23 protein-coding genes and 1 pseudogene are annotated in these 23,954 nt (G+C 35.5%); 18 read left to right on the top strand and 6 right to left on the bottom strand.

What is annotated here, in order from left to right; genetic code table 11:
- Positions 1-11 precede the first annotated feature (11 nt).
- The 3 genes from groES (at position 12) to V4P56_RS04685 (ending at position 2,875) form a co-directional block, all read left to right on the top strand.
- Positions 12-308, top strand: a complete 297-nt coding sequence (gene groES / locus V4P56_RS04695; RefSeq protein ID WP_005774667.1) for a co-chaperone GroES — start codon at positions 12-14, stop codon at positions 306-308.
- A 58-nt stretch (positions 309-366) separates the two neighbouring features.
- Entirely contained in the window at positions 367-2,010 is a 1,644-nt protein-coding gene (groL, locus tag V4P56_RS04690; protein WP_455481765.1) for a chaperonin GroEL, read from the top strand.
- 571 nt (positions 2,011-2,581) lie between these two features.
- Positions 2,582-2,875, top strand: coding sequence for a zinc ribbon domain-containing protein YjdM (locus V4P56_RS04685; RefSeq protein WP_455482665.1), 294 nt, complete (start codon positions 2,582-2,584; stop codon positions 2,873-2,875).
- A 245-nt stretch (positions 2,876-3,120) separates the two neighbouring features.
- Here V4P56_RS04685 and V4P56_RS04680 read toward each other — a convergent pair whose 3' ends face one another.
- The 4 genes from V4P56_RS04680 to murJ all read right to left on the bottom strand — a co-directional run bounded on the left by V4P56_RS04680 (position 3,121) and on the right by murJ (position 7,004).
- Positions 3,121-3,699 (bottom strand): NifU family protein, encoded by a 579-nt coding sequence (locus tag V4P56_RS04680; RefSeq protein WP_455481764.1) that lies wholly within the window; start codon positions 3,697-3,699, stop codon positions 3,121-3,123.
- 59 nt (positions 3,700-3,758) lie between these two features.
- Positions 3,759-4,229, bottom strand: coding sequence for a universal stress protein (locus tag V4P56_RS04675; RefSeq protein ID WP_455481763.1), 471 nt, complete (start codon positions 4,227-4,229; stop codon positions 3,759-3,761).
- Between the two features lie 56 nt (positions 4,230-4,285).
- A complete protein-coding gene (gene trpS, locus V4P56_RS04670; protein ID WP_455481762.1) occupies positions 4,286-5,356 on the bottom strand; it encodes a tryptophan--tRNA ligase in 1,071 nt (356 codons plus the stop codon).
- Positions 5,357-5,432: 76 nt separating this feature from the next.
- Positions 5,433-7,004 (bottom strand): murein biosynthesis integral membrane protein MurJ, encoded by a 1,572-nt coding sequence (murJ, locus tag V4P56_RS04665; RefSeq protein ID WP_455481761.1) that lies wholly within the window; start codon positions 7,002-7,004, stop codon positions 5,433-5,435.
- A 1,256-nt stretch (positions 7,005-8,260) separates the two neighbouring features.
- Between murJ and V4P56_RS04660 the strand changes: the two genes are divergently transcribed.
- Together V4P56_RS04660 and V4P56_RS04655 are read left to right on the top strand one after the other, a co-directional pair.
- The gene (locus V4P56_RS04660) at positions 8,261-9,106 is read left to right on the top strand and encodes a TIGR01459 family HAD-type hydrolase (RefSeq protein ID WP_455481760.1); all 846 of its coding nucleotides are present in this window, start codon (positions 8,261-8,263) and stop codon (positions 9,104-9,106) included.
- Entirely contained in the window at positions 9,106-10,131 is a 1,026-nt protein-coding gene (locus V4P56_RS04655) for a bifunctional riboflavin kinase/FAD synthetase (protein WP_455481759.1), read from the top strand. The genes V4P56_RS04660 and V4P56_RS04655 overlap by 1 nt, the downstream gene beginning before the upstream one ends.
- A gap of 226 nt (positions 10,132-10,357) precedes the next feature.
- On the opposite strand, the gene V4P56_RS04650 is transcribed toward V4P56_RS04655, so the two are convergent.
- Entirely contained in the window at positions 10,358-10,687 is a 330-nt protein-coding gene (locus V4P56_RS04650) for a TIGR01244 family sulfur transferase (protein ID WP_455481758.1), read from the bottom strand.
- Between the two features lie 697 nt (positions 10,688-11,384).
- Between V4P56_RS04650 and parA the strand changes: the two genes are divergently transcribed.
- Both parA and V4P56_RS04640 read left to right on the top strand, forming a co-directional pair.
- The gene (gene parA / locus V4P56_RS04645; RefSeq protein WP_455481757.1) at positions 11,385-12,014 is read left to right on the top strand and encodes a ParA family partition ATPase; all 630 of its coding nucleotides are present in this window, start codon (positions 11,385-11,387) and stop codon (positions 12,012-12,014) included.
- On the top strand, positions 12,011-12,226 hold the full coding sequence (locus V4P56_RS04640) for a hypothetical protein (RefSeq protein WP_455481756.1): 216 nt from the start codon (positions 12,011-12,013) through the stop codon (positions 12,224-12,226). Before parA ends, V4P56_RS04640 begins: the two co-directional genes overlap by 4 nt.
- A 1,665-nt stretch (positions 12,227-13,891) precedes the next feature.
- On the opposite strand, the gene V4P56_RS04635 is transcribed toward V4P56_RS04640, so the two are convergent.
- Positions 13,892-14,677 (bottom strand): hypothetical protein, encoded by a 786-nt coding sequence (locus V4P56_RS04635; RefSeq protein WP_455481755.1) that lies wholly within the window; start codon positions 14,675-14,677, stop codon positions 13,892-13,894.
- A 396-nt stretch (positions 14,678-15,073) separates the two neighbouring features.
- Here V4P56_RS04635 and V4P56_RS04630 point away from each other — a divergent pair, with 396 nt between their 5' ends.
- The 11 genes and pseudogenes from V4P56_RS04630 to V4P56_RS04580 all read left to right on the top strand — a co-directional run bounded on the left by V4P56_RS04630 (position 15,074) and on the right by V4P56_RS04580 (position 23,952).
- Positions 15,074-15,388 (top strand): TrbC/VirB2 family protein, encoded by a 315-nt coding sequence (locus tag V4P56_RS04630; protein ID WP_455481754.1) that lies wholly within the window; start codon positions 15,074-15,076, stop codon positions 15,386-15,388.
- Positions 15,389-15,700, top strand: coding sequence for a type IV secretion system protein VirB3 (locus V4P56_RS04625; protein WP_455481753.1), 312 nt, complete (start codon positions 15,389-15,391; stop codon positions 15,698-15,700).
- Positions 15,701-15,705: 5 nt separating this feature from the next.
- Complete coding sequence (locus tag V4P56_RS04620; RefSeq protein WP_455482664.1) at positions 15,706-18,060, top strand: VirB4 family type IV secretion/conjugal transfer ATPase; 2,355 nt, start codon at positions 15,706-15,708, stop codon at positions 18,058-18,060.
- On the top strand, positions 18,057-18,485 hold the full coding sequence (locus V4P56_RS04615; RefSeq protein ID WP_455481752.1) for a type IV secretion system protein VirB5: 429 nt from the start codon (positions 18,057-18,059) through the stop codon (positions 18,483-18,485). Before V4P56_RS04620 ends, V4P56_RS04615 begins: the two co-directional genes overlap by 4 nt.
- A complete protein-coding gene (locus tag V4P56_RS04610) occupies positions 18,472-19,422 on the top strand; it encodes a type IV secretion system protein (protein ID WP_455481751.1) in 951 nt (316 codons plus the stop codon). Before V4P56_RS04615 ends, V4P56_RS04610 begins: the two co-directional genes overlap by 14 nt.
- A gap of 196 nt (positions 19,423-19,618) precedes the next feature.
- The gene (locus tag V4P56_RS04605; protein WP_455481750.1) at positions 19,619-19,930 is read left to right on the top strand and encodes a type IV secretion system protein VirB7; all 312 of its coding nucleotides are present in this window, start codon (positions 19,619-19,621) and stop codon (positions 19,928-19,930) included.
- Complete coding sequence (locus V4P56_RS04600) at positions 19,920-20,588, top strand: virB8 family protein (protein ID WP_455481749.1); 669 nt, start codon at positions 19,920-19,922, stop codon at positions 20,586-20,588. Before V4P56_RS04605 ends, V4P56_RS04600 begins: the two co-directional genes overlap by 11 nt.
- The gene (gene virB9, locus V4P56_RS04595; RefSeq protein WP_455481748.1) at positions 20,585-21,451 is read left to right on the top strand and encodes a P-type conjugative transfer protein VirB9; all 867 of its coding nucleotides are present in this window, start codon (positions 20,585-20,587) and stop codon (positions 21,449-21,451) included. Before V4P56_RS04600 ends, virB9 begins: the two co-directional genes overlap by 4 nt.
- Positions 21,444-22,607, top strand: a complete 1,164-nt coding sequence (gene virB10 / locus V4P56_RS04590; RefSeq protein WP_455481747.1) for a type IV secretion system protein VirB10 — start codon at positions 21,444-21,446, stop codon at positions 22,605-22,607. The genes virB9 and virB10 overlap by 8 nt, the downstream gene beginning before the upstream one ends.
- Positions 22,604-23,674: a P-type DNA transfer ATPase VirB11 gene (gene virB11 / locus V4P56_RS04585; RefSeq protein ID WP_455481746.1), complete on the top strand. Its 1,071-nt coding sequence runs from the start codon at positions 22,604-22,606 to the stop codon at positions 23,672-23,674. Before virB10 ends, virB11 begins: the two co-directional genes overlap by 4 nt.
- Positions 23,675-23,744: 70 nt before the next feature.
- A pseudogene (locus V4P56_RS04580) lies at positions 23,745-23,952 on the top strand (antitoxin VbhA family protein).
- Positions 23,953-23,954 lie beyond the last annotated feature (2 nt).

Genomic DNA, 23,954 nt, shown 5'->3' with positions numbered 1-23,954 from the left:
GGATTTTAAACATGGCTAACATACAATTCCGCCCACTTCACGATCGTGTCGTTGTTCGTCGGGTTGAATCTGAAAATAAAACTGCTGGTGGGATTATTATCCCTGATACAGCTAAAGAAAAACCTCAAGAAGGTGAAGTTATTGCTGTTGGTAATGGCGCTCTTGATGACAATGGGAAGCGTGTGCCTTTAGAAGTTAAAACAGGAGATCGTATCTTGTTTGGAAAATGGTCTGGAACCGAAGTGAAGATTAATGGTGAAGACCTCTTAATCATGAAAGAATCTGATATTATGGGAATTATGGGGTAATTCAGCCTCTTAATTCTTTCATGTTGTACTATTTAAGACAATTTCAAGGAGAAATTAAATGGCTGCTAAAGAAGTCAAATTTGGCCGTGAAGCGCGTGAGCGTTTATTGCGCGGTGTTGATATCCTTGCTAACGCTGTTAAGGTAACGCTTGGTCCTAAAGGTCGTAATGTAGTTATTGATAAATCATTTGGTGCGCCCCGCATTACAAAAGATGGTGTATCCGTTGCAAAGGAAATCGAACTAGAAGATAAGTTTGAAAACATGGGTGCGCAGATGTTGCGTGAAGTTGCTTCCAAGACCAATGATATTGCTGGTGATGGAACAACAACAGCAACTGTTCTAGGGCAGGCTATCGTTCAAGAAGGTATAAAAGCTGTTGCTGCAGGTATGAATCCAATGGATCTCAAACGTGGGATCGATGCTGCTGTTGAAGAAGTGGTAGAAAATCTTTTCAAAAAGGCAAAAAAAATTCAAACTTCAGCAGAAATTGCACAGGTGGGAACAATTTCCGCTAATGGTGCTGAAGAAATCGGTAAAATGATTGCTGATGCTATGGAAAAAGTCGGTAATGAAGGTGTCATTACCGTGGAAGAAGCAAAAACTGCTGAAACAGAACTAGAAGTTGTTGAGGGAATGCAGTTTGACCGTGGATATCTTTCACCTTATTTCGTCACAAATGCTGATAAAATGGTGGCTGATCTTGATGATCCTTACATTCTTATTCACGAAAAGAAGTTGTCTAATCTACAATCTCTACTTCCAGTGCTTGAAGCAGTTGTTCAGTCTGGAAAGCCGCTTCTCATTATTGCAGAAGATGTAGAAGGTGAAGCTTTGGCAACACTCGTTGTCAACAAGTTACGCGGTGGTTTGAAAATTGCTGCTGTAAAGGCTCCAGGATTTGGTGATCGTCGTAAAGCAATGCTAGAGGATATTGCAATCTTGACATCGGGTCAGGTTATTTCTGAAGATGTTGGTATTAAATTGGAAAATGTCACTTTAGATATGCTTGGTCGTGCAAAGAAAGTGAATATTTCTAAAGAAAATACAACAATTATTGATGGAGCTGGACAAAAAGCTGAAATTAACGCACGTGTAAACCAGATTAAGCTTCAGATTGAAGAAACAACTTCTGATTATGATCGTGAGAAATTGCAAGAAAGACTTGCTAAACTTGCTGGTGGTGTCGCTGTTATTCGTGTTGGTGGTGCGACAGAAGTTGAAGTGAAAGAAAAGAAAGATCGTGTTGATGATGCTTTGAATGCAACACGCGCAGCTGTAGAAGAAGGTATCGTAGCTGGTGGTGGAACTGCATTGTTACGTGCTGCAAATGCACTAACTGTTAAAGGAATTAATGCTGATCAAGAGGCTGGGATTAATATTGTTCGTCGTGCTCTTCAAGCACCAGCACGTCAGATTGCAACCAATGCAGGTGAAGAAGCTGCAATTATTGTTGGCAAAGTGCTTGAAAATAATTCAGACACATTTGGTTACAATACCGCAACTGGTCAATTTGGTGATTTGATTACTTTCGGAATCGTTGACCCAGTGAAGGTTGTGCGTTCTGCTCTCCAGAATGCTGCTTCAATTGCGAGCCTTCTCATTACGACAGAAGCAATGGTTGCTGAAGTGCCAAAGAAAGACACTCCAATGCCTCCAATGCCTGGTGGTGGAATGGGTGGAATGGGTGGAATGGATTTCTAAGCCCTCTAAATGTAAAGATAAAAGAGAACGGGTCACTGACCCGTTTTTTTATATAGTTTTTTTCTCATTACGACAGAAACAATGGTTGCTGAAGTGCCAAAGAAAGATACTCTAATGCTTCCAATGCCTGGTGGTGGAATGAATTTCTAAGCCACTCTAAACGCAAAGATAAAAGAAAACGTGTCAGTGTCCCGTTTTTTCGTATAGTTTTTCTTATATGATTTTAGTTAATTTTCCCATTTTATATGGTTTTTACATATATCATTTTGTTAATAGATTTTGCTTTTACTGATTTATTTTTTCTTTTTTACTCGATAAATATCTTTTATAAGGATATTTTTTTTAAGAGTATTGTGTTTAGGTATTTTGAAAAATCTTACTCTTGTTCATTGTAATAGAGTTTTTAATATCCAAATCTTTTGGTATAAATACCATGTTTGGTAGTGCTTTTCTTTAATAATAGACAATAAGCTTTTCTTGTTTTATGACTGTTCATATAAATTATTATTTTTAATAAAAAAGGGAATATATGAGCCAATACCCAAAATGTCCTTAATGTGATTGTCTTTATATTTATGAAGAAGGTAGCAATTTCATGTGTTCTGAATGTGCACATGAATGGCCACAAAAAAATGAGAATCCTTTTCCTTTCGATGTTGTTTATGACGTTAATGGCCATGTTTTAACGAATGGAGATAATGTTATGGTTGTGAAAGATCTGAAAATAAAGGGTGCTTCATCTATTTTAAAGAGCGGTACTAAGATAAAAAATATCCGCTTGGTAGATGGTAATCATAATATTGACTGCAAGATCCCTAAGATTGGTCAGATCAGCTTAAAGTCAAAATTTGTTAAAAAAGTTTAGTTGGTTATTGTTTATGAAGTGCTTCCTCATTTAATAAAGCGAATTTATGCAGCTAAAATCTGCTTTGGTAAAAATTTTTTTCAATTTTCTTAAGAGAAAATATCTCCTAATAATGAACGAAAGCTCTATAGTGTATCAGACAAATTTTTTCAAATAACAGCACTCTGAGTAGTAAAATACACGGGATTAATATCTTAGTATCTGTAGTGCTTATCTTTATTATTATTTTGTGAGATTTTTTTTGTTTATTGTGGCATGGATTCCACACCTAAGATTTCTGGAATGAAATGTCGTAAAAGATTTTCAATACCATGTTTTAGCGTCGCTGTTGAAGAAGGACATCCAGCACAAGCACCCCGCATATTCAGGTAAACAATGCCATTTTCAAATCCGCGGAAGGTAATATCTCCGCCATCATTGGCGACAGCTGGGCGAATACGTGTTTCAAGCAGCTCTTTAATTGTTGCAACAATATTAGCATCTTTTTCATCATAAAATTCTTCATTAAGCGCATGGGTTTGTTCTTTTACCATCGCATTTGTGGTGATTACGGGATCATCAGATAGAAAATGTTCCATAATTGTGCCCAAAATTGCAGGCTTGAGGTGTTGCCACTCACCATCTTTTTTAGTCACAGTGATAAAATCGGATCCTAAAAAAACACTACTAACATTTGGAATATTAAATAATTTAGCAGCTAAAGGTGAATTTTTAGCAGCTTCTTCGTAAGCACGAAACTCTAATACACCTTCCGAAAGAACCATACGACCTGGTAAAAATTTAAGTGTTGCAGGATTTGGTGTGACTTCAGTTTGGATAAACATATACACTCTCCTTTTGTTATTAAAGCTCAGGAAAATAGCTGAGTTGAAAACATTATAATTTAGGCACCCGATTCAATATATTCATCTGCAAGATTACTTGGAATGACAGTGACAGGGATTGAAAAAGCTGTTCCTCGATTAGCAATCAATTTGACAAGTGGTCCTGGCCCTTCTGTGTGTCCACTTGCAGCTAAAACAATAAGAGCGATCTTCTTATCTTCATCAATTTTTTTGCCTTCACGCACTATTGTTTCTATTTCGAAGGTTTGTATAGCGCGTACATTATTAGCAATTTGCTCCAATACTTTATAAGCCTGCTGTGTTGATTCAGTTCGCATAATATCGGTTACGCCTAAAAAATGTTGAAATTCTGAATTATCAACCACAGAAAGTAATATCAGTGTTTTATTGGTATTTTTAGCATGCTGTGCAGCAAAAGCAACAGCACGCAGACATTCTGGTGTTTCGTCAATAATGACTAAAACTTTCCCCTTTTGATCTGCTTTCATATTTTCTTTTCTAGAGATCATGTGTTTTCTCTATTTCTATGAGCAGTTGCTATTCTTTTAGGTTAAGTACTATTATTTCATGTATTGTATAAAAATCCAACAATTTCACGAATTTTTTTCATATTTTTTTCTGCCAATGTGCTGGCACGCTCTGCACCATAGCGTAAAACAGAGTCAATATAATCATTTTCTTTACGAAGACGACGTAATTCTTGTGTTATCGGTGCAAGTTTATAGATAGCAAGGTCAGCTAAGGCTGTTTTAAAAAATGAAAATTGTTGTCCGGAAAACTCTGAAAGAGCTTTTTCTTTACTTATTTCTGCAAGGGCAGCATAAATACTAAGTAAATTGTTGATTTCTGGTCGCTCTTCTAACGCAGCAAGTGTGTCAGGAAGAGGGGTTGAATCGGTTTTTGCTTTGCGGATTTTTTTTAAAATAAGATCAGCATCATCTGTTAAATTAATACGTGAAAAATCTGAAGGATCTGATTTTGACATTTTTTTTGTGCCATCGCGCAAAGACATAACACGCATGGCTGTTTTTCCAATAAGTACTTCTGGCATTGGAAAAAAGCCTTGTTTTTTTTCTTCACCTATTTGCATAGAGATACCAAAATTTAAGTCCGCAATGCGGCGAGCGTAATCATTGTTGAATTTTTGTGCAATATTGCGTGTTAGTTCAACATGCTGTTTTTGGTCTTCACCTACTGGAACATGTGTAGAACGATAAAGTAAAATATCAGCAGCCATTAGGCTTGGATATGCAAAAAGTCCAAACGATGCTTGTTCACGATTCTTTCCTGCTTTATCTTTAAACTGTGTCATACGTTGGAGCCAGCCGACACGGGCAATACAATTCAAGATCCACGCTAATTCAGCGTGTTGAAAAACCCGTGACTGGTTGAAAATAATTTGTTTTTGAGGATCAATACCGGCAGCTAAAAAAGCTGCTGTGACTGCTCTGGTCGATTCAATTAAGGTAAGTGGATCTGGATTGACTGTGAGTGCATGCATATCAACAACACAATACAGGCAATTATAGGATGTTTGCAGTTCAACCCAATGCTTGATAGCTCCAAGGTAATTGCCAAGATGCAAATTGCCACTTGGTTGTACGCCAGAAAATACAAGCGGTGTGAAGGTGTTCATAGAATAGTTCTCTCTCAGGGGTATTATTCATTTTATGCTTTGTGACAAAGTGTCTTTCTGAAAGCAAGATAAAATATTATAAGCGTTGCTTGAAATTTTTTAGGGTAAGGAAAAAAGAGCAGCTATCAAGTAAAAAATATGCTGTAAAATATACCAATAGGATGATGGTCATTATTCCTGCTAAAGTACTAGCACGCAAAAAAAATGATGCTTGTGAGGATAATGGAGCAGATAGAAAACCAAGCACATTAAGCGTATAATGAAGAACCATAATACTCAAAAGTGTAGCAATTATCAGGCACACAATTCTTCTTATCAGTTGTGCATCATATTTCCAGTGGCCGCGTTTGATAAGAACAAACCAAAGCAACAGTGTGTTAACCCATCCAGAGGTAATTTCGGCAATGACAATACCTCGTGCTGATAAAATGGGGAATAATGTTAAGGCTAGGCTGATATTTATCAAAACACAAATACCTGTGAAAATCATTGGTGTTTTTGTATCTTCACGGGCAAAAAAGTTAGGAATAAAGACCTTTATTAAGACAAAAGCTGGAAGCCCTAACCCATAAAGCCCCAGCAATTGAGCAACATGATGTGTTGATTCGCTTGTGAATTGTCCACGCTCAAAAAGTAGACTAATAATGGGGGTGGATAGCAGTAAAAATGCGACTGATGCAGGTAAAATTAACAACAAGGTTAATTCAATAGCACGGTTCTGTAAATCATGGGCTTCTTTGTGTTTTTTATTACGCAAAGCTTTTGTTAATTCTGGTAAAAGAACAGTTGCAATTGCAATCGCTACTACCCCTAGTGGTAATTGATAAAGACGATCAGCATAAACTAAAGAGGATACTGCTCCTGATTGGCTGGAGGCAATGTTGGTATTGATCAATAAATTGATTTGCGTAATTCCTCCTGTGATAGCAGCAGGGAATGCTAAAGTTAGAAGTTTACGAACATTGGGACTGAAATGGGGAAAGCGTAGAGAAATTTTCATTCCATTTTTATGCAAAGCGATTGCAATCAAAATGAGTTGGATAAACCCTGCTGCCATGACACCCCAAGAAAGATTTAATCCGATATGCCAAACATTAAGTTGATATATCCAAGCATAGGCGAGGACACCAATCAGAATAATATTCAAAAAAAGTGGAGCAATAGCTGCGATAAAATAGTGTTGTAGAGCATTAAGCATTCCCCCCATCATTGTTGCTAAGGACATACATGTTAGATAAGGAAACATGATTGCAGTAAAATGGATCGTGGCGTTAAATTTTATCGGATCTTCTGCAAATCCAGGAGCGATAATGGTTCGCACCAAAAAAGGCATACTTAATTCCATGACAATAGTTAAGAGTAAGAGCAGTGAAAAGAGAACACCAAATACCTCTTCTGCAAATTTTCGTGCAGTTTCTGTACCATCTTCAGTAATCTTTTTCGAAAAAAGAGGAACAAAAGCTGCATTAAAGGCACCTTCAGCAAAAAATCGACGGAATGTATTAGGAAAACGAAAAGCAGCGTTAAACGCATCAGAAACAGGTCCAGTACCGAGAGAAGCTGCCATTAGTATTTCACGCACAAAGCCAAAAATACGGCTCATTAAGGTTCCGGAAGCGACAGTTGCAAATTTTTTAATTAGAGTCATAAAGATACATCGAGTTTGTTATGAAAAAAGGTAATAAAGAGGTAAATAAAAGCCTTTTTAGATCATAAAAATCTGACCAACGTCTTAATGTAATATTATTATGTTAATATAATGTTGTTTCATAAAACGTTGTACGATGGTATTTATCCTTCTGTCAACAAGGGTATTTCAAGAGTATTCGACCTATTCTTATACTTTTTTATTATAGCTTTGGTTGCTTACATAAAACAATCAGGTATTTTTTTACGAACTATAAATAAGATGATGCAATGAAGAGGAAAAAGCTAAAAAGAACAGAGAATAAATTAGCAAATAATTGTCTATGATAATATTGTGTTTGTTCTTTTCTGATTTGATATATATGTTACGCATTCTCCCTTAACAGTATTTACCGTAATGAAGCCATATTATATTTATTTACTTTTAAGTGTTAGTATACTCTTTTTGCATTTAAATAGTTTATTTCTGTTTAGTCTATGTAATCGTTTTTTACAACACACGTCGATCTGTTTATTAACCTATTACTTAATAGTTTTTGCTGATTTATGATAAAAATATTTGAATCAGTATAACATTACAGGATGAAAGAAGTTTCATTTAATCTCCATTATTGAGATTTATATTTTAAAATCAATATAATATATCAATTTTATAGGGTTACATAATTGGATCCATATAATATTTTGTCCTCTTTAGAAGGCAAAATCATTGGCATATTGGTAAAAATAAAACAAATTATTGTGGTATTTTTTTTACGTTGAAAATATTTTTTCAACAGTACATATGTTTGGTAGATATTTTAAGACTTTGTCGCGTATATTTTTTAGATATATTATAAATACTATAAAGATGTATTATAAGTGAGTAAGAAAGCTTAAGTATGTATTTTTTGCAGGATATTTCCCGCAAACTATTTCATTACGTAACTTATAGAGTGTGTATCTTGATCAAAAATGTGGTCAATAAAAAAATCTTCTAGTAAAAATTTAATAAGTTGTGGGATTTAGGTTATGTCAGCTTGTGGAGAGAAAGTCTCTGTTCAAAGTTTTGTTGCTTTGGATAAATTATCTTTAAAAAAGTAGAGAATTAACTCATAGACTCAATTATTAAATGATAAGATCTGATCTGTGTAGGTTCAATATAATAATAAAAAATACTGTGTTGAGAAAGCAGATGACAGAAGAGTTGTCTTTTTATAAGTAATTTTGCAGTAAAAGATAGTTTAATAAATGGTTAATTTATAAATTAGGTGCAACATGAATGAACTTACCCATATTGATACTATTATAGCTCATTATGACGCGGTTTTTTGTGATGTTTGGGGTGTTGTACACGATGGTGTGAATGTATTTGAACCTGCGTTGCAGGTGTTGCATAAAATTCGACAGATGGGAAAAAATGTCATTTTTCTAACTAATTCACCTCGTCCGCGGGAAGAGGTAATTGCCCAATTACAAAATATGAATGTTCATAGTGATTATTATGATGCAATTGTTACTTCAGGTGATGTGACACGCGATCTTATTCGTATTGCACCGCGTAAAGTTTTTTTTATTGGTCAGCAACGTGATTTGGTCTTGTTTGAAGGGTTAGATTGTGAACTTGTTGAAGAATGGGAAGCATCTGTGGTGGTTTGTAGTGGTTTTCTTGAAGATTTTGATGAAACACCGCACGCTTATGAGGACATGTTTCATCGTATACGGGCACGAAATTTACCTTTTATTTGTGCTAATCCTGATATTATTGTACATTATGGAAATCAGGAATTTTGGTGTGCTGGTGCATTAGCGCGTCTTTATCAGCAATTAGGAGGTGAGGTACGTATTGCTGGAAAACCCTATGCACCTATTTATGAATGTGCTTTTGAAAAGCTTCAGAAAATTCGTGGAACAGTAGAAAAAAGTCAGGTTTTGGCTGTTGGTGATGGCCTCTTGACAGATGTCAAAGGTGCAGTTCATTTTGGTCTTGATGTAATTTATATTATGGGTGGTATTCATCGCTATGACTATATGCAAAACGGTGAGATAGATAAAAAAGCTTTACACGCTTTTCTGGAACGTTATGGCTATAAGCCACAAGCAATAATGTGGGCTCTTCAGTAATGTCTGATTTTTTGCGTCTTCAGGGCAGGGGGAATACACTTCCTTTGGCTTGGCGTGAAGCAGTGCTGGCACTTGGGAATTTTGATGGTGTTCATTGTGGTCATCAAGCGGTGCTCCAAAAAGCACTTGATGTAGCACGGATCAGAAATAAGCCAGCTGTTGTTTTAACATTTGAACCACATCCAAGAAGTTTTTTTCAACATTCAGCTCCTGTTGATCGCTTGACAGAAGCTGCTGAAAAGGCTGAAATTTTTAAAATTCTTGGTTTCAATGGTGTGGTTGAACAGCCTTTTGATGCACATTTTGCAGCTCTTTCAGCAGATGAATTTATCAATATTGTTTTGAAACAAGTATTTGATGTTTCAGTTGTAGTAACGGGTGAAAATTTTCAATTTGGTCATCAGAAAAGTGGGAATGTACATCTTCTCTCTAAAAGAGGAAAAGAATGTGGGTTTGAAGTTATTCAGATTTCTTGTTTGTATAATTTGCAAGATTCACAACAATATACGATTTCCTCTAGTTTTATTCGTCAACTTCTTTCACAAGGACATGTGGAAAAAGCAGCACATTTATTAGGGTACCATTATCGGATACGTTCAAATATTATTCAGGGTGAAAAACTTGGACGTCTTTTGGGTTTTCCTACTGCTAACCAAATGTTACCTCCTCAAACCAGTTTGGCACATGGTGTTTATGCGGTACGATTGCGCCGTTCTAACGGTATTTTGTATGATGGAGTTGCAAGTTTTGGTTGTCGTCCAACGATTGTTAAGGAAGGAGCACCACTTCTGGAAACCTATTTATTTGATTTTGATGGAGATCTTTATGGAGAAAGCTGTACTGTTTCTTTTTTACAATTTTTGCGAGGGCAAGAAAAATTTGATGGACTCGAGTCTTTGATTATACAAATGCAATATGATGAAAAAGCAGCAAGAGAAATTTTGATGTCCATACAACCATTGTCGCAACTGGATGAGCTGCTTACTTTTAAAAATACGTCTTCATATGTTCCAAAAAGGATGTGAGAGTAGCAAAAATAGCACTTAAACTAACAATAATTATCAAAATATATTCTAAGATATTGTGCAATATATGGTTTTTTTGTTGATGAGTAGAGAAATTAAATTTTTGAAGACTTGATTTAATCATTGTCTTTTCCTTTGCTTTTTGTATAGCGCTATGAAATCCTACAATTTTGTTGTAGTTCAAAAATTTACTACTTGTTTCTTTCCGATTAGTTAAGGCAAGTGATTAAAGACAAGCTAAACGATAAAGATGCATTGAGCGGATCCCGTGGTGGCAATAGGCGAGGAGAGGGAGGGATGCTGTTTTTAAAATTTTTCGCATCATTTCAATATCTGATTTTTCTATAGTAGGAGGTACAAGTGGGATGTAATAAGCTTTTATTCCATATTTGTGAGCTGCTGCTTTAATGATGGAGAAACTAGATTGATGAGGATCTTCTTGATCAGGGCGATTGCAGATAATTGTTTTAAAGTCCGCTTTTGCCAATGTTTCAATGTCTTCGACACTGATTTGAGCACTAATGAAAATACCAGATTCAATTTGTTGCGAATTCATCTTTGTGTATCCTTAATAAAAAACATTTCTGATAAAGTTTTTTTATTTAATAGGCTAAAAGAATATTATGAAGGTGAGGTTTTTCAGATGATATCTTAACAGAAATGCTTTTTTTCTGTCGAGAAAAATAGTTAAGCTGGAAAAAAATGAGTTATTTTGTGTAGGCATATACTATAGACAAGGCGATATTTATTATTCTGTCTTAGGGCAGGTTCTTTTCACCTGACTATGTTAGTATCACCCGATATATGATGTGATTATACTTAGTGGGGAATTTTGATAGAAGAGTCACTTTTGCTGATGGAGATGTTGAAACGAGGAAGATTATTTGATTTTGAAGGGTTGTTTCAAATTTCTTTGGTGATGGTGTATCAGGAGGTTTTTCATCAGATAAGTTTTAAAAGGGGTCATAATCACCGGCTTAAATTTACAGATTTAGTGATAGTATTGTGTTTAAAGGAGATATAATGGCTTTTCTTCTTTTTAATTGATTATATCATTTAGTGTGGAAGACAAGGTGGAGGGTGAGTATGCTTCAAGTGCTTGATAAAGTTTTTGTGTGGTATAGACTAGACTACAATTTTTACTATGAAATATATGAAATAGAAGAGTTAATTATTTTGAGCCTTTAAGATGATTGTATGTTTTATTATTTTCTGTATAATCGTAAAAACGATAAATCTGAAAGGCGTAATTAATGATAATTGGTCTCTTGAATCAAAAAGGTGGTGTAGGAAAAACCACGTTGAGTGTGAATCTTGCTGCCAGTTTTGCGCGTACGGGAGCACGTGTATTGCTTATTGATGCAGATCCACAAGGTAGTGCATTGGATTGGGCTGCTGCTCGTGAAGGTGATCCTTTGTTTTCAGTTGTTGGTTTGCCGCGTGCAACAGTTCACAAAGAGATTGTGCAGATTAGCCATAGCTATGATCATATTGTGATTGATGGTCCTCCACGTGTGACTGAACTTGCTCGTAGTGCTATTATGGCTTCTGACTTAGTGCTTATTCCAGTGCAGCCCAGTCCGTATGATATTTGGGCAGCTGATGGAATTGTAAAGCTTATTGACGAAGCACGTGTATATAAAGAAAATTTGCAATCTGCTTTTGTTATTAATCGTAAAATAGTCAAAACAGCGATAGGGCGTGATGTAGGTGAAGCTCTCACTGTGTATTCGGTGCATGTTCTTTCTGCTAGCATTGCACAGCGTGTGATTTTTGCGGAAGCTGCAGCTCAGGGAAAGGCAGTTTATGAAGTTGATAAGCAAGGACCTGCAGCAGCAGAGATTGAAGCTGTTGTAGCTGAAATCAAGGAGTTAGCAAGATGAATAAAAAAATTAAGATTGGCACAAAGCCAACCAATAAATCAATTGACGCATGGGTAGGAAGCCGTAAAGGAAACATGGAATGTATGAAGCGTCTCACGATTGATGTTCCAGAAAGTTTACATCGCTTAATTAAGACGAGCTGCGCAAGTCGTGGAACAAAAATAGCAGACGAGGTGCGTGAATTACTTTCACAGAAATACGGAAAAATGTAAAAAATGATATGCGATAATAAGTTTTTATTGATTAGCACAATTTCTAACTTGTATCGAATCTAATAAGAAAAAAAATTGATAAATGCGCTAACTTCAAGAAAAATGTAGTAGAGCTTATAGAAAAAACATATGATAATTTTCCACATTAGATTCAGTTTTAAAGGAGATTTAATTTTAAAGCGGGAGATGTCTCCTTTTTTCTTGAGCGTTTAAATTTTATGATTATTCTCCTAATCGGTGCAATATCGTGTTTGTTTTATTTTACACTGGTATCTTAATTGGTTTGATTAGTTACATTTTGGGGGATGTTTTTTCTTCAAGAAGCAATCAAAGTATTGATAATTTTTATGTAAGTGTGCATTTTGCAACTTTAAATTTTACGGTACCTCTTTTCATAAGGATTGCTTTAATAAAACTGTAATTTTAAAGAAAATTGCTTTAACTTTTATTGGTAATCTTCTTAAATCCTTTATTAATTGTCCTATAATTTTGATTGTATATGTAGCGATTAATAGGAATTGAAAGCTTAAAAACTCAAACGAAAAAATTAATTTATTTTGCGGATAATTGAATTTCTAGGAATTTTTATTATGTTTAAGTACCATAATGTTGAAATAAAGAGGGGCTGATTTGGGTTCAGTACTTCTAGGTTTTCAGAAATATCAGTGCGAGGGTAGAGGGTATTTGCCAAAGCTTAGGGAAAATTTTGAATTGTAAGTAAAAAATCCATATTTTAACGGCATTATTGTAAGTGAAAGCGGCGTTATTGTAAGTAAAAAATTTAACAAAAGCAGAAAGGAATGAGTTGAAGAAGATCTTAACTGCATTCTTAAATGAGTATCGAGAAGAAAATAATGAATAAAGCAAATAAGCTAAGATTATGTATATTATGAGGTTCTCACGAAGCCTTTTCTTATGCTAAAGGTAAGGTTGATATCAAGAAATTTGGTATTTATAATTTTGATTGATATAAAAAATTAGAAAATATTAGTTTAACACAGAGATAAATTACAGCAGGGTTTTGCTTTTCTGTAGATCGTGTTTGTGCTTAAGAACAAGGGTGATATTCTCATCATTTGTGATAAAAAAATCTATAAAACCTACTTAATCCTTTATAAATTTAAAGTGATCATCTCAATACATTGTTTGGGAGTGGTTAGAATTATTGTCGCTTATGTATCTGATTTAATTTGAGGTAATACACAATTATTTAAAGGCAATAATGTTTTAGCTACGTTTTTATGCTTTTCATAAGTCTTGTTATCATGAATGAAAATTGCGCTGGTTATTTGAATTTGTCTGGATACTTTTTCTTTTCTTGATGTGAAAAATTGGTACTTTATTTTGCATTTTCATCATAATTACAAATAAGGTAAGAATTTGCGCGCGCTATATGTATGTTCATTTTTAACATACATTAATAGAATATATCTTTTTCAATTGTAAAATATGAAAAAGCTTTTGCTGCAAGAATTATGTTTTTATTATAATGCAGCATGTAAGAAAAATCATATAATTTAACCGCGAGTTTGTAGATATTTTGGAAGTGAATACACAATTGATCTTTTTATATGAAAAAGGAGCGGTAAAAATTTTTTCGACTTACTTCAATTTTATTTTTGATGTTTTTGATATAAATATTAAGTAAGCGGCCAGAGAAGTTGGTTATAAATTTTCAAAAGGGTTATAAGATCCATTATCTCGTCGCCACTGTAAAGGTTCGGTAAAATCACTTGACCAAAGACCAATCTTATTGTTTCGTGCTGTCTCTTCAGCACTAAGATACTGTGTTGGAATAGGATTTTTATTGTCTTTTGATAGCAATAACATACCCTCTGCAAGGCCTGCTTCAGCTAAATCAATTCCTTGAACAAAACATTGTGCATAGTAAACACCATTTTGTATAATAGCTTGTTTACATGATAAGTCCTGACCAAGTGTTTTAGTGACCAACCAAGCTGTTGTAACTGCACCACATGGCCATTCTTGATTATTTAATTTTGCTTTTTGACGTGGTGCACATGTATCTACGCCATATAAGTGAATATTGCGGGTAATGTGTGTACGCCAAGATTCTGCAACGGGGGTTATTAATTTAAATGTGACGCCACTGGTAATAGATGCTGATCCTTTAAAAATAGCTGTATTATTAAGTAAAGCACGATTTTGCAGATTTAGAGCTGGATTTTGTAGATTTAGAGTTGGTTTGTTTTTTGCTAATTTCTGTGTGGGGGGAGCGGTTGGCATTTCGGTGATAGGTTTAACCTGCTTTTCGTGCTCCAAATGTGTATCAATAATATCTTGAATATCTTGTATGTTAAATACCTTTAAAATACTTAAATCTATTTTGTCTTTATACTGATTTATTCCCCACAATGCAGAACCCACGATGTAAACAAAAATAATCAATTTAAATCGTATTTTCCTAGCCCATTCACTCAAAAAATTCATTGTTTTTATGATCCTTTAAATTATTTATAACAACCTCCTTGCATTTAAAAAAATATTTTAAACAGGATGTGTTGCATATTAACCACATTTTGTAAAGATAAAATATTATTTTTTGCATTTTAGATATTGTCATTTTGATAAAAATATACAACTTAAAATTGTTTTATAAGATGACACAACTTTGCCTTATAAAAATGACACAACTGGAATCTTCTGTCTCCTGAGGAAAAGTTTTGAACAGAGTTACAAGATTAACTGTCAACGCTTTTAATGGAACAGGGATAATCGAGAAGGCTTGGGCTGTGTGTGTCTGAGATGGTAGAGATTTTCAGCCTTTATAAGCCAGGAAGATGTCAACATAATATAGATGGAATATTCTTTTTGAAGAGAGGTAAAATGATAGATAATACATTCAAAAATACCAATTTTATCGTTATGGTACTGCTTTTAACAGTGCTCATTGCATTAAGTCCTGCTTTTGCGGCTCCCGCTGGTAGTGGGTTGGGGAATGTTGACAGTGTTTTAAAGAATATTGTTGATATGATAACAGGTACGACGGCAAGGCTCATTGCGACTATATGTGTTGCTGCCGTAGGTATTGGTTGGATGTCCGGCTTTATTGATTTACGCAAAGCAGCTTATTGTACCCTCGGTATTGGTATTGTTTTTGGTGCGTCCAGTCTCGTTACGAAATTAATGGGGTCTTCATAAATGAACGAAGATACCCTTTTTCTTGCTTGTACGCGACCAGCAATGTTTGCCGGTGTCACAATGGAAGCGATGGCACTTAACGCTATGGCGACGTCTATTCTCTTTATTCTGACCAGCGATTTTACAATGATTGGTCTTGGCGTTGGTTTGCACTTTATCTTACGTGAAATAACAAAACACGATCACAACCAATTTCGTGTGTTATTTGCTTGGCTCAATACTCGAGGAAAACAAAAGAACCTTACAAGATGGGGGGGGGGGTCGACATCTCCATTACGCCTCATTCGCACTTATAAGGAGCTGAGCAGATGAGACAGATGTCAATTATGAAACGGGAATCTTTGCCGGAAGAATATATTCCCTATACACGCCACGTCAATAAACACGTTATTGCATTGAATTCACGCTGCTTGATGATTGTGATTGCCGTTGAAGGTGTAAATTTTGACACTGCAGATATTGATCAATTAAATTCCTTACACAATCAATTAAATACTTTATTAAAGAATATTGCGGATGAGCGTGTTGCTTTATATTCTCACATCATTCGACGGCGTGAAATGCTCTATCCAGAGAGCCGGTTTTTTTCATCTTTTGCAGCAACATTAGATGCAAAATATAAAAAGAAAATGATTTCACAAGAGCTGTATAGAAATGATCTTTTCATTTCAGCACTATGGAATCCGGCGTCGGATAAAACTGAACAACTTTCTTCGTTTTTTCAACGATTAACAAAAGCTAAGAAAACACAATCTGAGCCAGATGCTGAGGCTATTCAGAAAATCGAAGAGTTAGGCCAAGATCTTATACAAGGTTTGGAGAGTTATGAAGTACGTCTTTTGTCGATCTATGAGCACGATGGTGTTTTGTTTTCTGAACAAAGTGAATTTTTACATCAACTGGTAGGGGGAAGATGTGAGCGTGTTCCACTCACATTTGGTACTATCGCTTCAACAATTTATTCAGACCGTGTCATTTTTGGAAAAGAGATTATCGAAATTCGCCATGAAAGTAATGAACGCTTTGTTGGTATGTTTGGATGGAAAGAATATCCATCTAAAACTCGTCCTGGGATGATGGATGGTTTGCTTACAGCACCGTTTGAATTTATCTTAACACAATCCTTTGTCTTTAAGAGTAAAATGGCAGCAGGTGCCATTATGAGCCGCAAACAAAATCAAATGATTAATGCAGCGGATCGTGCTAGCTCACAAATTGATGCGCTTGATGATGCGCTTGATGATTTAGAGTCAAACCGTTTTGTTTTGGGTGAACATCATCTTTCTTTGGCGGTTTTTGCTGATCGTCCGAAATTATTGACTGAATACTTGTCAAAAGCGCGCTCCTATTTAACCAATGGTGGAGCGGTTATAGCAAGAGAAGATCTAGGATTGGAAGCAGCATGGTGGGCACAACTGCCTGGAAATTTTAGCTATCGTGCACGATCTGGAGCTATTACGAGCAGAAATTTTGCTGCTTTATCACCATTTCATTCATTTCCCATTGGTAAGCTTGAAGGCAATATTTGGGGATCTGCTGTAGCATTACTGCAAACACAAGCTGGTTCACCTTATTATTTTAATTTTCATTATGGTGATCTTGGTAATACTTTTGTTTGTGGTCCATCAGGATCTGGTAAAACTGTTATTGTTAATTTCCTTCTCGCCCAAGTACAAAAGCATAATCCAATGATAGTGTTTTTTGATAAAGATCAAGGAGCAGAGATTTTTGTGCGTGCTGGAGGTGGAAAATATAAGCCTTTAAAAAATGGTAAACCCACAGGTATCGCACCATTAAAAGGTATGGAATACACGGAAAAAAATAAAGTTTTTCTTCGTGATTGGATTTTAAAACTTGTCACGGCTGAAGGCCAAATGGTGACAGAACAAGAGCGACAAGATATTGCCAAAGCTATCGATTCCTTGGCAAGTCTACCATATGCACAACGCTCTCTTGGCGCTCTGCAGTTATTTTTTGATAATACATCACAAGAAGGAATTGCTATACGTTTACAGCGCTGGATTAAAGGCAATGCTTTAGGTTGGGTTTTTGACAATGATCAGGATGACCTTAGTTTAGATGCACAATTTATTGGTTATGACATGACCGATTTCTTAAATAATGAAGAAGTTCGGCGTCCTTTGATGATGTATTTGTTTAACCGTATTCTCGATCTTATTGATGGTCGTCGTATTATTATCGTCATTGATGAATTTTGGAAAGCACTTGAAGATGATTCATTCAAAGCTTTTGCGCAAGATCGTCTTAAAACGATCCGTAAACAAAATGGTATGATGCTTTTTGCTACACAAAGCCCCAAAGATGCTCTGAATTCAACAATTGCGCATACGATTATTGAGCAATGTCCTACTCAAATATTTTTTCCAAATCAAAAAGCAAATTACAAAGATTATGTTGAAGATCTTAAACTGACTGAGCGTGAATTTGAATTGATTCAGTCAGAATTGAGCAGAGAATCTCGCCGGTTCCTCGTAAAACAGGGACAAAACTCTGTTGTTGCAGAACTTAATCTACGTGGAATGAACGATGAGATTGCCGTTTTAAGCGGCACAACCAAAAATATCGAACTCATGAATCAAATTATGAGTGAATATGGAACAGACCCTGACAAGTGGTTGCCCATATTTCATCAGAGGAGAGAAAATCAATGAAAAAATATCCACTAGCTACACTTTTATTGTTGTCTTTCATTTCTAATGCGATGTCACAAACTGATCTGACTGCTGATGAGTATTATAAAAGCGTATTAGAAAGCACACAAAAATTAGAAGCTGTAAAATCAGAAACAGCTGAATCTATTTTGGCATCTGCAAATAAAAATGCAAAACAGATTGAGGAAATAAGCAAGCAATTGGAAAAAGCGAAACCAGAGGAATTACAAACCTTACAAGTAAAATTAGCTGTTCTTCAAGCAAATCTTCAAGCGGATGCTTTAAAACTTCAGTCCTTTGCTATGATAAAAGCAAAAGACACTAAAACAAAAGAAGAAATCCGTGAAGAAGAAGAGCAGAAAAAGCATCAAGACATTGAAGAAAAATTACAAGAACAGCTTAGGAAAACTGATGTCAGACTTTAAATTTTCACCATTTGAAAGTATTTCTGGATATATTTTACAACCACTAGACAATGTGATGAACAAAACGATTAGTGGTTTGTCTTCTGCTATTGCAGCACCTTTAAACCTTACGGCAATCATCTTTATATTCCTATACGGTTATAATGTTATGACTGGTCGTGTTACTCTTTCGATGCATAGTCTTCTTAATAATGTTGTTAAAATCGTTGTTGTGACGACAATGGCAACGAATGCAGATACATTTAATATTTATGTCAAAGATATTTTCTTTGGTGATTTAGCGAATGCTATCGGTAATGCGCTGAATAGCAATCCTACCGGTGCTAATGTTTTTGATTATATTTTATTAAAGACAAGTTCTTGTTATCAAAAAGCTTTAGCTGCTGCCTGGTTTCTTGAAAAAATCATGGTTGGCTTACTTGGTGGTATAATGGTTTTTGCCATTATTATTTTTTGTACAGCTGGTTTTATTGTCCAAATGTTTGCACAAGTTGCACTGGTGATGATTATAGGGTTGGGGCCTGTTTTCATTAGTTTATATTTGTTTGAAGTAACCAGAAAATTCACTGATGCATGGATTGCGACGCTAGCTAATTTTACCATTTTGCAAGTTCTTGTAATGATGCTTGGGACGATTATGTGTAAAATTATTTTACATGTTCTCGGTGATTCATACGATTCTATTTATTACCTTTTCCCACCTGTTGTTGTCGTCTCAGTAGTAGGAGCTATTCTCTTTCGCACACTTCCCGGTATTGCCTCTGCGCTTGCTAATGGTGGGCCATATTTTAATGCTGCAACATCTTCAGGAGGACAGATTTTCACGATGCTTTCTAGTGGTGTTAAAGCTGGTGGAGGTGCGACAAAAAATGCAGCTTCAAAACTTTCTGGTGCTGCATTCAATGCGGTGAAAGGTCGAGGTCGTGGCCGATTTTAATGCAATACATTTCTTTAAGATAGCAATGTTTTTTGTTTTTGTACTGAGTGCAATCACTGCGCATGTATGGCGTAAAACATTTGATATTCTTGTATTTCATAACAGCAATCAAAATGTTGCAGGGTTCATTTTTATGAGGTCGTTCAGTGCAAAAGCATCAATGGGCTACTTTTTGAGATATTTGTGAGTTTAAAAAATGAAACTAATAACTGTTGTTGCTATCTTTATGATAGTTCTTACTGGTTGTGCTTCTCTTAGTGGTACTAAAAAACCACCACGATGTGATGGTAAACACACCCGCATTTTAAATAAAGATAAGTGGAATTGGGATAATAAAAACATTGTTCCTCAACAAAAAGTCATCAAACCTATTGTGACGCCAGTCATTCTCAACACATTGGAAAACGAAAAACCAAAAGCTGACGTGGTGTTTAATACAACTTCATTTAGTCCAGTAAGTTATGAAGCGTTGTTTTCTGAAACTGCGGAGGTTATACGTGAAAAGTGATGCATTTGATGAATATATAAAAGAAGCACGATCATTCGATGTTGATCGCATGCATGGTATGCGGTTACGGATGAAAATTTCCATGGCTTTGACGGTGCTTTTTGGGTTGATGACAATTGCTTTGGCTGTGGCTGTGGTATCATTAACACCCTTAAAAACTGTAGAACCTTTTGTTATTCGTGTTGATAATTCGACAGGAATTGTTGATACTATTAGTGCGTTAAAAGAGGCACCTGAAGATTATGATGAAGCGATAACACGCTATTTTGCTAGCAAATATGTTCGTGCACGCGAAGGTTTCCAATCATCAGAGGCAGAAAATAATTTTCGCATGATTTCTCTTTTGTCTTCACTAGAGGAACAAAACCGTTTTGCAAAATGGTATTCAGGTAGCAATCCAGAAAGTCCACAAAATATCTATCACAATATGACTGTTACAGTCACAATAAAATCAATTTCCTTTTTAAGCAAAGATCTTATTCAAGTGCGTTATTATAAAATAGTTAGAGAGCCTAATGGTAAAGAAAATATTTCCCATTGGGTTTCTATTTTAAATTTTTCCTACATTAATGCGCGTATTTCAACGGAGGATCGATTAATCAATCCACTTGGTTTTCAAGTATCAGAATATAGATCTGATCCAGAGGTGATAAAATGATCAGATTTTCAAAAATAATTTTTTTAACTTTTATCGTTATCATAAACTATTATACAAGTGCGCTATTTGCGGAAACATTTCCCGTCAGTGCACGCAAAGACAATCGTATCAGATTTGTCAATTATGATCCATATAATGTTACGAAAATCATTGGATCTATTCGTTCTTCAGTTCAGATTGAATTTGCTGATGATGAAGAAGTCACTCATGTGGGGATTGGTAATTCCGTTGCTTGGCAAGTTGCACCTGCGGGTCATTTTGTTTTTTTAAAACCGCGTGAAATTCAACCTATCACCAATTTACAAATTGTGACAAGTCGCCAAGATGGGACAAAACGATCTTATCAGTTTGAACTACAAGTGCGTGAAGGTGAGGTTTCTGCTGGTAATGATACATATTTTCTTGTAAAGTTTAATTACCCAGAAGATGAAGCCTTACGTAAGAAATTAGCAGCAGCAGCAAAAGCAGAGCAGCGTGAAGAAAATTTTATCAATGATATCTTAAATACTCATGAAGATTTTGGGCCAAGAAATTGGGCTTATGAAGCTCAAGGCTCAGTCTTAATTGAACCAAGCTCTGTTTATGATAATGGTAAAACAACAACATTTACCTTTTTGGGTAATATCGAAATTCCTGCCATTTATCTCGTATCGCTTGATGGACAAGAATCACTCGTTCCAAAATCGATTAAAGGAAATAAGGTAATTGTTCATGCGATAGCTGCACAATTCATTTTGCGCCGCGGTAATGAAGTACTGTGCATTTTCAATAGACGGTTCATGCCTCAAGGGATTAATCCTGAAACTGGTACGACATCACCATCTGTACAACGTAAAGTGAACATGGGAAACAGCTATGAATGATGAAGTGTATGAAAAAAATATTGATGATCGTGCTACGATAAAAGATGGTCAAGGGAAAAAAGATCGTTCCAATACAGGTAAAGCTACTGCTTTTGTTATTCTTTTTAGTGTCTGTGGCTATTTAATATATTCTCTATTTTCGACAGATAAAAAACAATCAGTTGAACCGCCAAAAGAAGGAATTATTAAACAAACAGAGCTTTTCCGTCCTGTACAGCCTAAACCTGAACATCTTGAATTAGCTGAACCAAGTAAATCTTTGTTGCCCAAGGTTGAGCTACCAGCACCAAAAGTAAATCAATTAAATGTGGATGATTCATTATTAGAAGCAGCGCAACGTGCTCCTGTATTGGCTTATTCCAGCACAACTCAAGGGAAATTAAATACAGCAGCAAATAGTGGTGCTTTATCTAGTACATTTGAAAATAAGCCTGATGAAGCAGCACAACGCTTTAATCATCTTCTCAAACCAACAATTTTGGAAGGTGTTCGTGCTTCAACACTTGGTAATCGAAATTATATCATTGCGATGGGTGCTTCCATTCCATGTATTTTAGAAACAGCAATCAGTAGTGATCAACAGGGATTTGTGAGTTGTATTGTTGCTAGAGATATTTTGTCAGATAATGGTCGCGTTGTTTTGCTTGATAAAGGTACACAAATCGTTGGTGAATATCGCGCTGGATTAAAAAAAGGCCAAGATCGTCTTTTTGTTTTATGGAATAGAGCCAAAACACCAAGTGGTGTCATTATAAAATTAGCTTCACCGGCAACAGATGCATTAGGGCGCTCTGGTGTTGACGGTGATATTGATAATCATTGGTTTGAACGAATTGGATCTGCACTTCTTTTGTCAATTGTAAAAATTGCAACGCGCTATGCCAGCGAAAATTGGTTACAGGGTAAAGATTCAGATGGGAAAAGTTCAGAAGCTGTTTCAGCAGGACAAAATATTGCAAATATTCTTGTAGAAAATTATGCCAGTATAGCTCCGACATTGAACAAAAACCAAGGTGAAATGGTCAATGTCTTTGTTGCCCGCGATTTAGATTTTTCCAGTGTTTATAAATTGAAAGTGATCGAAAACAAAAAACGTATTTTTGATCGCGCTATGTCAGGAAATTTTTATAAAAATTCTATGGTAACATCAAAATGAATCAAAATTTGCAGAATGTAGGCGATGAAACTGTCGCAATTGTTTTAACAAAACTTGAACCAATCAGTAATTTTTTGAAAGATGAAGGTCTTTTTGAAATTGTTATTAATCGTCCTTATCAAGTGATGACTGAAAGTGTTGAAGGATGGAAAACAATAGAAGTACCAGCTCTATCATTTAATGAACTTATGGGTATCGCTAAAGTTGTTGCTTCTTATTCTAAGCAAAGTATATCCGACAAAAATCCAATATTATCTGCAACCTTACCTGGTAATGAGCGTATTCAAATTGTCATTCCTCCAGCTGTTGAAAAAGATACGATCAGTATGACAATTCGCAAACCATCATCGCGGAATTTTTCACTTGAAGATTTAGAAAATAAAGGTCTCTTTTCAGGGTGTGAACGGATATCATTCACACCATTGAATGATTATCAATCTCGTTTTAATGAACTCAAAAGCATTGAGCATGATTTAGCAACTGCTTATTGTAATGAGGATTTTGTTTCTTTTTTAAATCAAGCTGTAAAACTGCAAAAAAATATTCTTATAGCAGGAAAAACGGGCTCTGGTAAAACAACGTTGTCAAAAGCGTTAATCGCTAAAATTCCTTATGATGAGCGTATTATTACCCTTGAAGATACACCAGAATTGATTGTTCCACAGCCCAATCATGTTTCCATGATCTATTCAAAAGATGGTCAAGGCTTAGCTTCTGTTGGTCCAAAAGAATTGCTTGAATCTGCTTTACGAATGCGCCCTGATCGTATCCTTTTGCAAGAGCTTCGAGATGGTACAGCCTTTTATTATATCCGTAATGTTAATTCAGGTCATCCAGGCTCAATTACTACAGTTCATGCATCAACAGCGCTTGCTGCATTTGAGCAAATGACTCTTCTGGTTAAAGAAAGTGAAGGGGGGGGTGATTTAGAGCGTGATGATATTCGAGGTTTGTTGATTTCAATGATTGATATCGTTGTCCAATGTAGGCGGGTTGAAGGGAAATTTAAAGTCACAGAAATTTATTATGATCCATTTAAACAACGAAGCATTTTTGGGGGTAACTAAAATGAAGATCTTACCTAATTTGAAAGGTTTTTTAAAAACAAATAATTAAAAAGTTTAAAAGGAAATATGCATGAAAACAACCATATCTGATCATTGTGCATCTCTTACTCTAGAAGAATTTAGAGAGCGCCGTGAAGCAGTTGATATAGCTATAAGCACGCATGCAATTGAGGGTATAGCACTTCATCTTAAAATGCTTGAAATCTTAGAAGGCTCTGCGAGGGGGGGATTATTCATTAGAAGAATTTAACATTCTTATGGACAACGCTATATTATAAAG

This window comes from Bartonella sp. B35(2025) (genome assembly GCF_053794465.1).
The sequence above is the reverse complement of the archived record's forward strand: the minus strand, read 5'-3'. Positions and strand labels throughout refer to the sequence as shown.

Bases quoted from the DNA above. Each gene is read 5' to 3' on its own strand.
- groL (WP_455481765.1), top strand. From the start codon at position 367: ATGGCTGCTAAAGAAGTCAAATTTGGCCGTGAAGCGCGTGAGCGTTTA.
- V4P56_RS04635 (WP_455481755.1), bottom strand. From the start codon at position 14,677: ATGAATTTTTTGAGTGAATGGGCTAGGAAAATACGATTTAAATTGATT.
- V4P56_RS04680 (WP_455481764.1), bottom strand. From the start codon at position 3,699: ATGTTTATCCAAACTGAAGTCACACCAAATCCTGCAACACTTAAATTT.
- V4P56_RS04615 (WP_455481752.1), top strand. From the start codon at position 18,057: ATGAAAAAATATCCACTAGCTACACTTTTATTGTTGTCTTTCATTTCT.
- V4P56_RS04650 (WP_455481758.1), bottom strand. From the start codon at position 10,687: ATGAATTCGCAACAAATTGAATCTGGTATTTTCATTAGTGCTCAAATC.
- trpS (WP_455481762.1), bottom strand. From the start codon at position 5,356: ATGAACACCTTCACACCGCTTGTATTTTCTGGCGTACAACCAAGTGGC.
- virB11 (WP_455481746.1), top strand. From the start codon at position 22,604: ATGAATCAAAATTTGCAGAATGTAGGCGATGAAACTGTCGCAATTGTT.
- groES (WP_005774667.1), top strand. From the start codon at position 12: ATGGCTAACATACAATTCCGCCCACTTCACGATCGTGTCGTTGTTCGT.
- V4P56_RS04630 (WP_455481754.1), top strand. From the start codon at position 15,074: ATGATAGATAATACATTCAAAAATACCAATTTTATCGTTATGGTACTG.
- virB10 (WP_455481747.1), top strand. From the start codon at position 21,444: ATGAATGATGAAGTGTATGAAAAAAATATTGATGATCGTGCTACGATA.
- V4P56_RS04655 (WP_455481759.1), top strand. From the start codon at position 9,106: ATGTCTGATTTTTTGCGTCTTCAGGGCAGGGGGAATACACTTCCTTTG.
- murJ (WP_455481761.1), bottom strand. From the start codon at position 7,004: ATGACTCTAATTAAAAAATTTGCAACTGTCGCTTCCGGAACCTTAATG.
- V4P56_RS04625 (WP_455481753.1), top strand. From the start codon at position 15,389: ATGAACGAAGATACCCTTTTTCTTGCTTGTACGCGACCAGCAATGTTT.
- V4P56_RS04660 (WP_455481760.1), top strand. From the start codon at position 8,261: ATGAATGAACTTACCCATATTGATACTATTATAGCTCATTATGACGCG.
- V4P56_RS04620 (WP_455482664.1), top strand. From the start codon at position 15,706: ATGTCAATTATGAAACGGGAATCTTTGCCGGAAGAATATATTCCCTAT.
- virB9 (WP_455481748.1), top strand. From the start codon at position 20,585: ATGATCAGATTTTCAAAAATAATTTTTTTAACTTTTATCGTTATCATA.
- parA (WP_455481757.1), top strand. From the start codon at position 11,385: ATGATAATTGGTCTCTTGAATCAAAAAGGTGGTGTAGGAAAAACCACG.
- V4P56_RS04675 (WP_455481763.1), bottom strand. From the start codon at position 4,229: ATGATCTCTAGAAAAGAAAATATGAAAGCAGATCAAAAGGGGAAAGTT.
- V4P56_RS04640 (WP_455481756.1), top strand. From the start codon at position 12,011: ATGAATAAAAAAATTAAGATTGGCACAAAGCCAACCAATAAATCAATT.
- V4P56_RS04605 (WP_455481750.1), top strand. From the start codon at position 19,619: ATGAAACTAATAACTGTTGTTGCTATCTTTATGATAGTTCTTACTGGT.
- V4P56_RS04610 (WP_455481751.1), top strand. From the start codon at position 18,472: ATGTCAGACTTTAAATTTTCACCATTTGAAAGTATTTCTGGATATATT.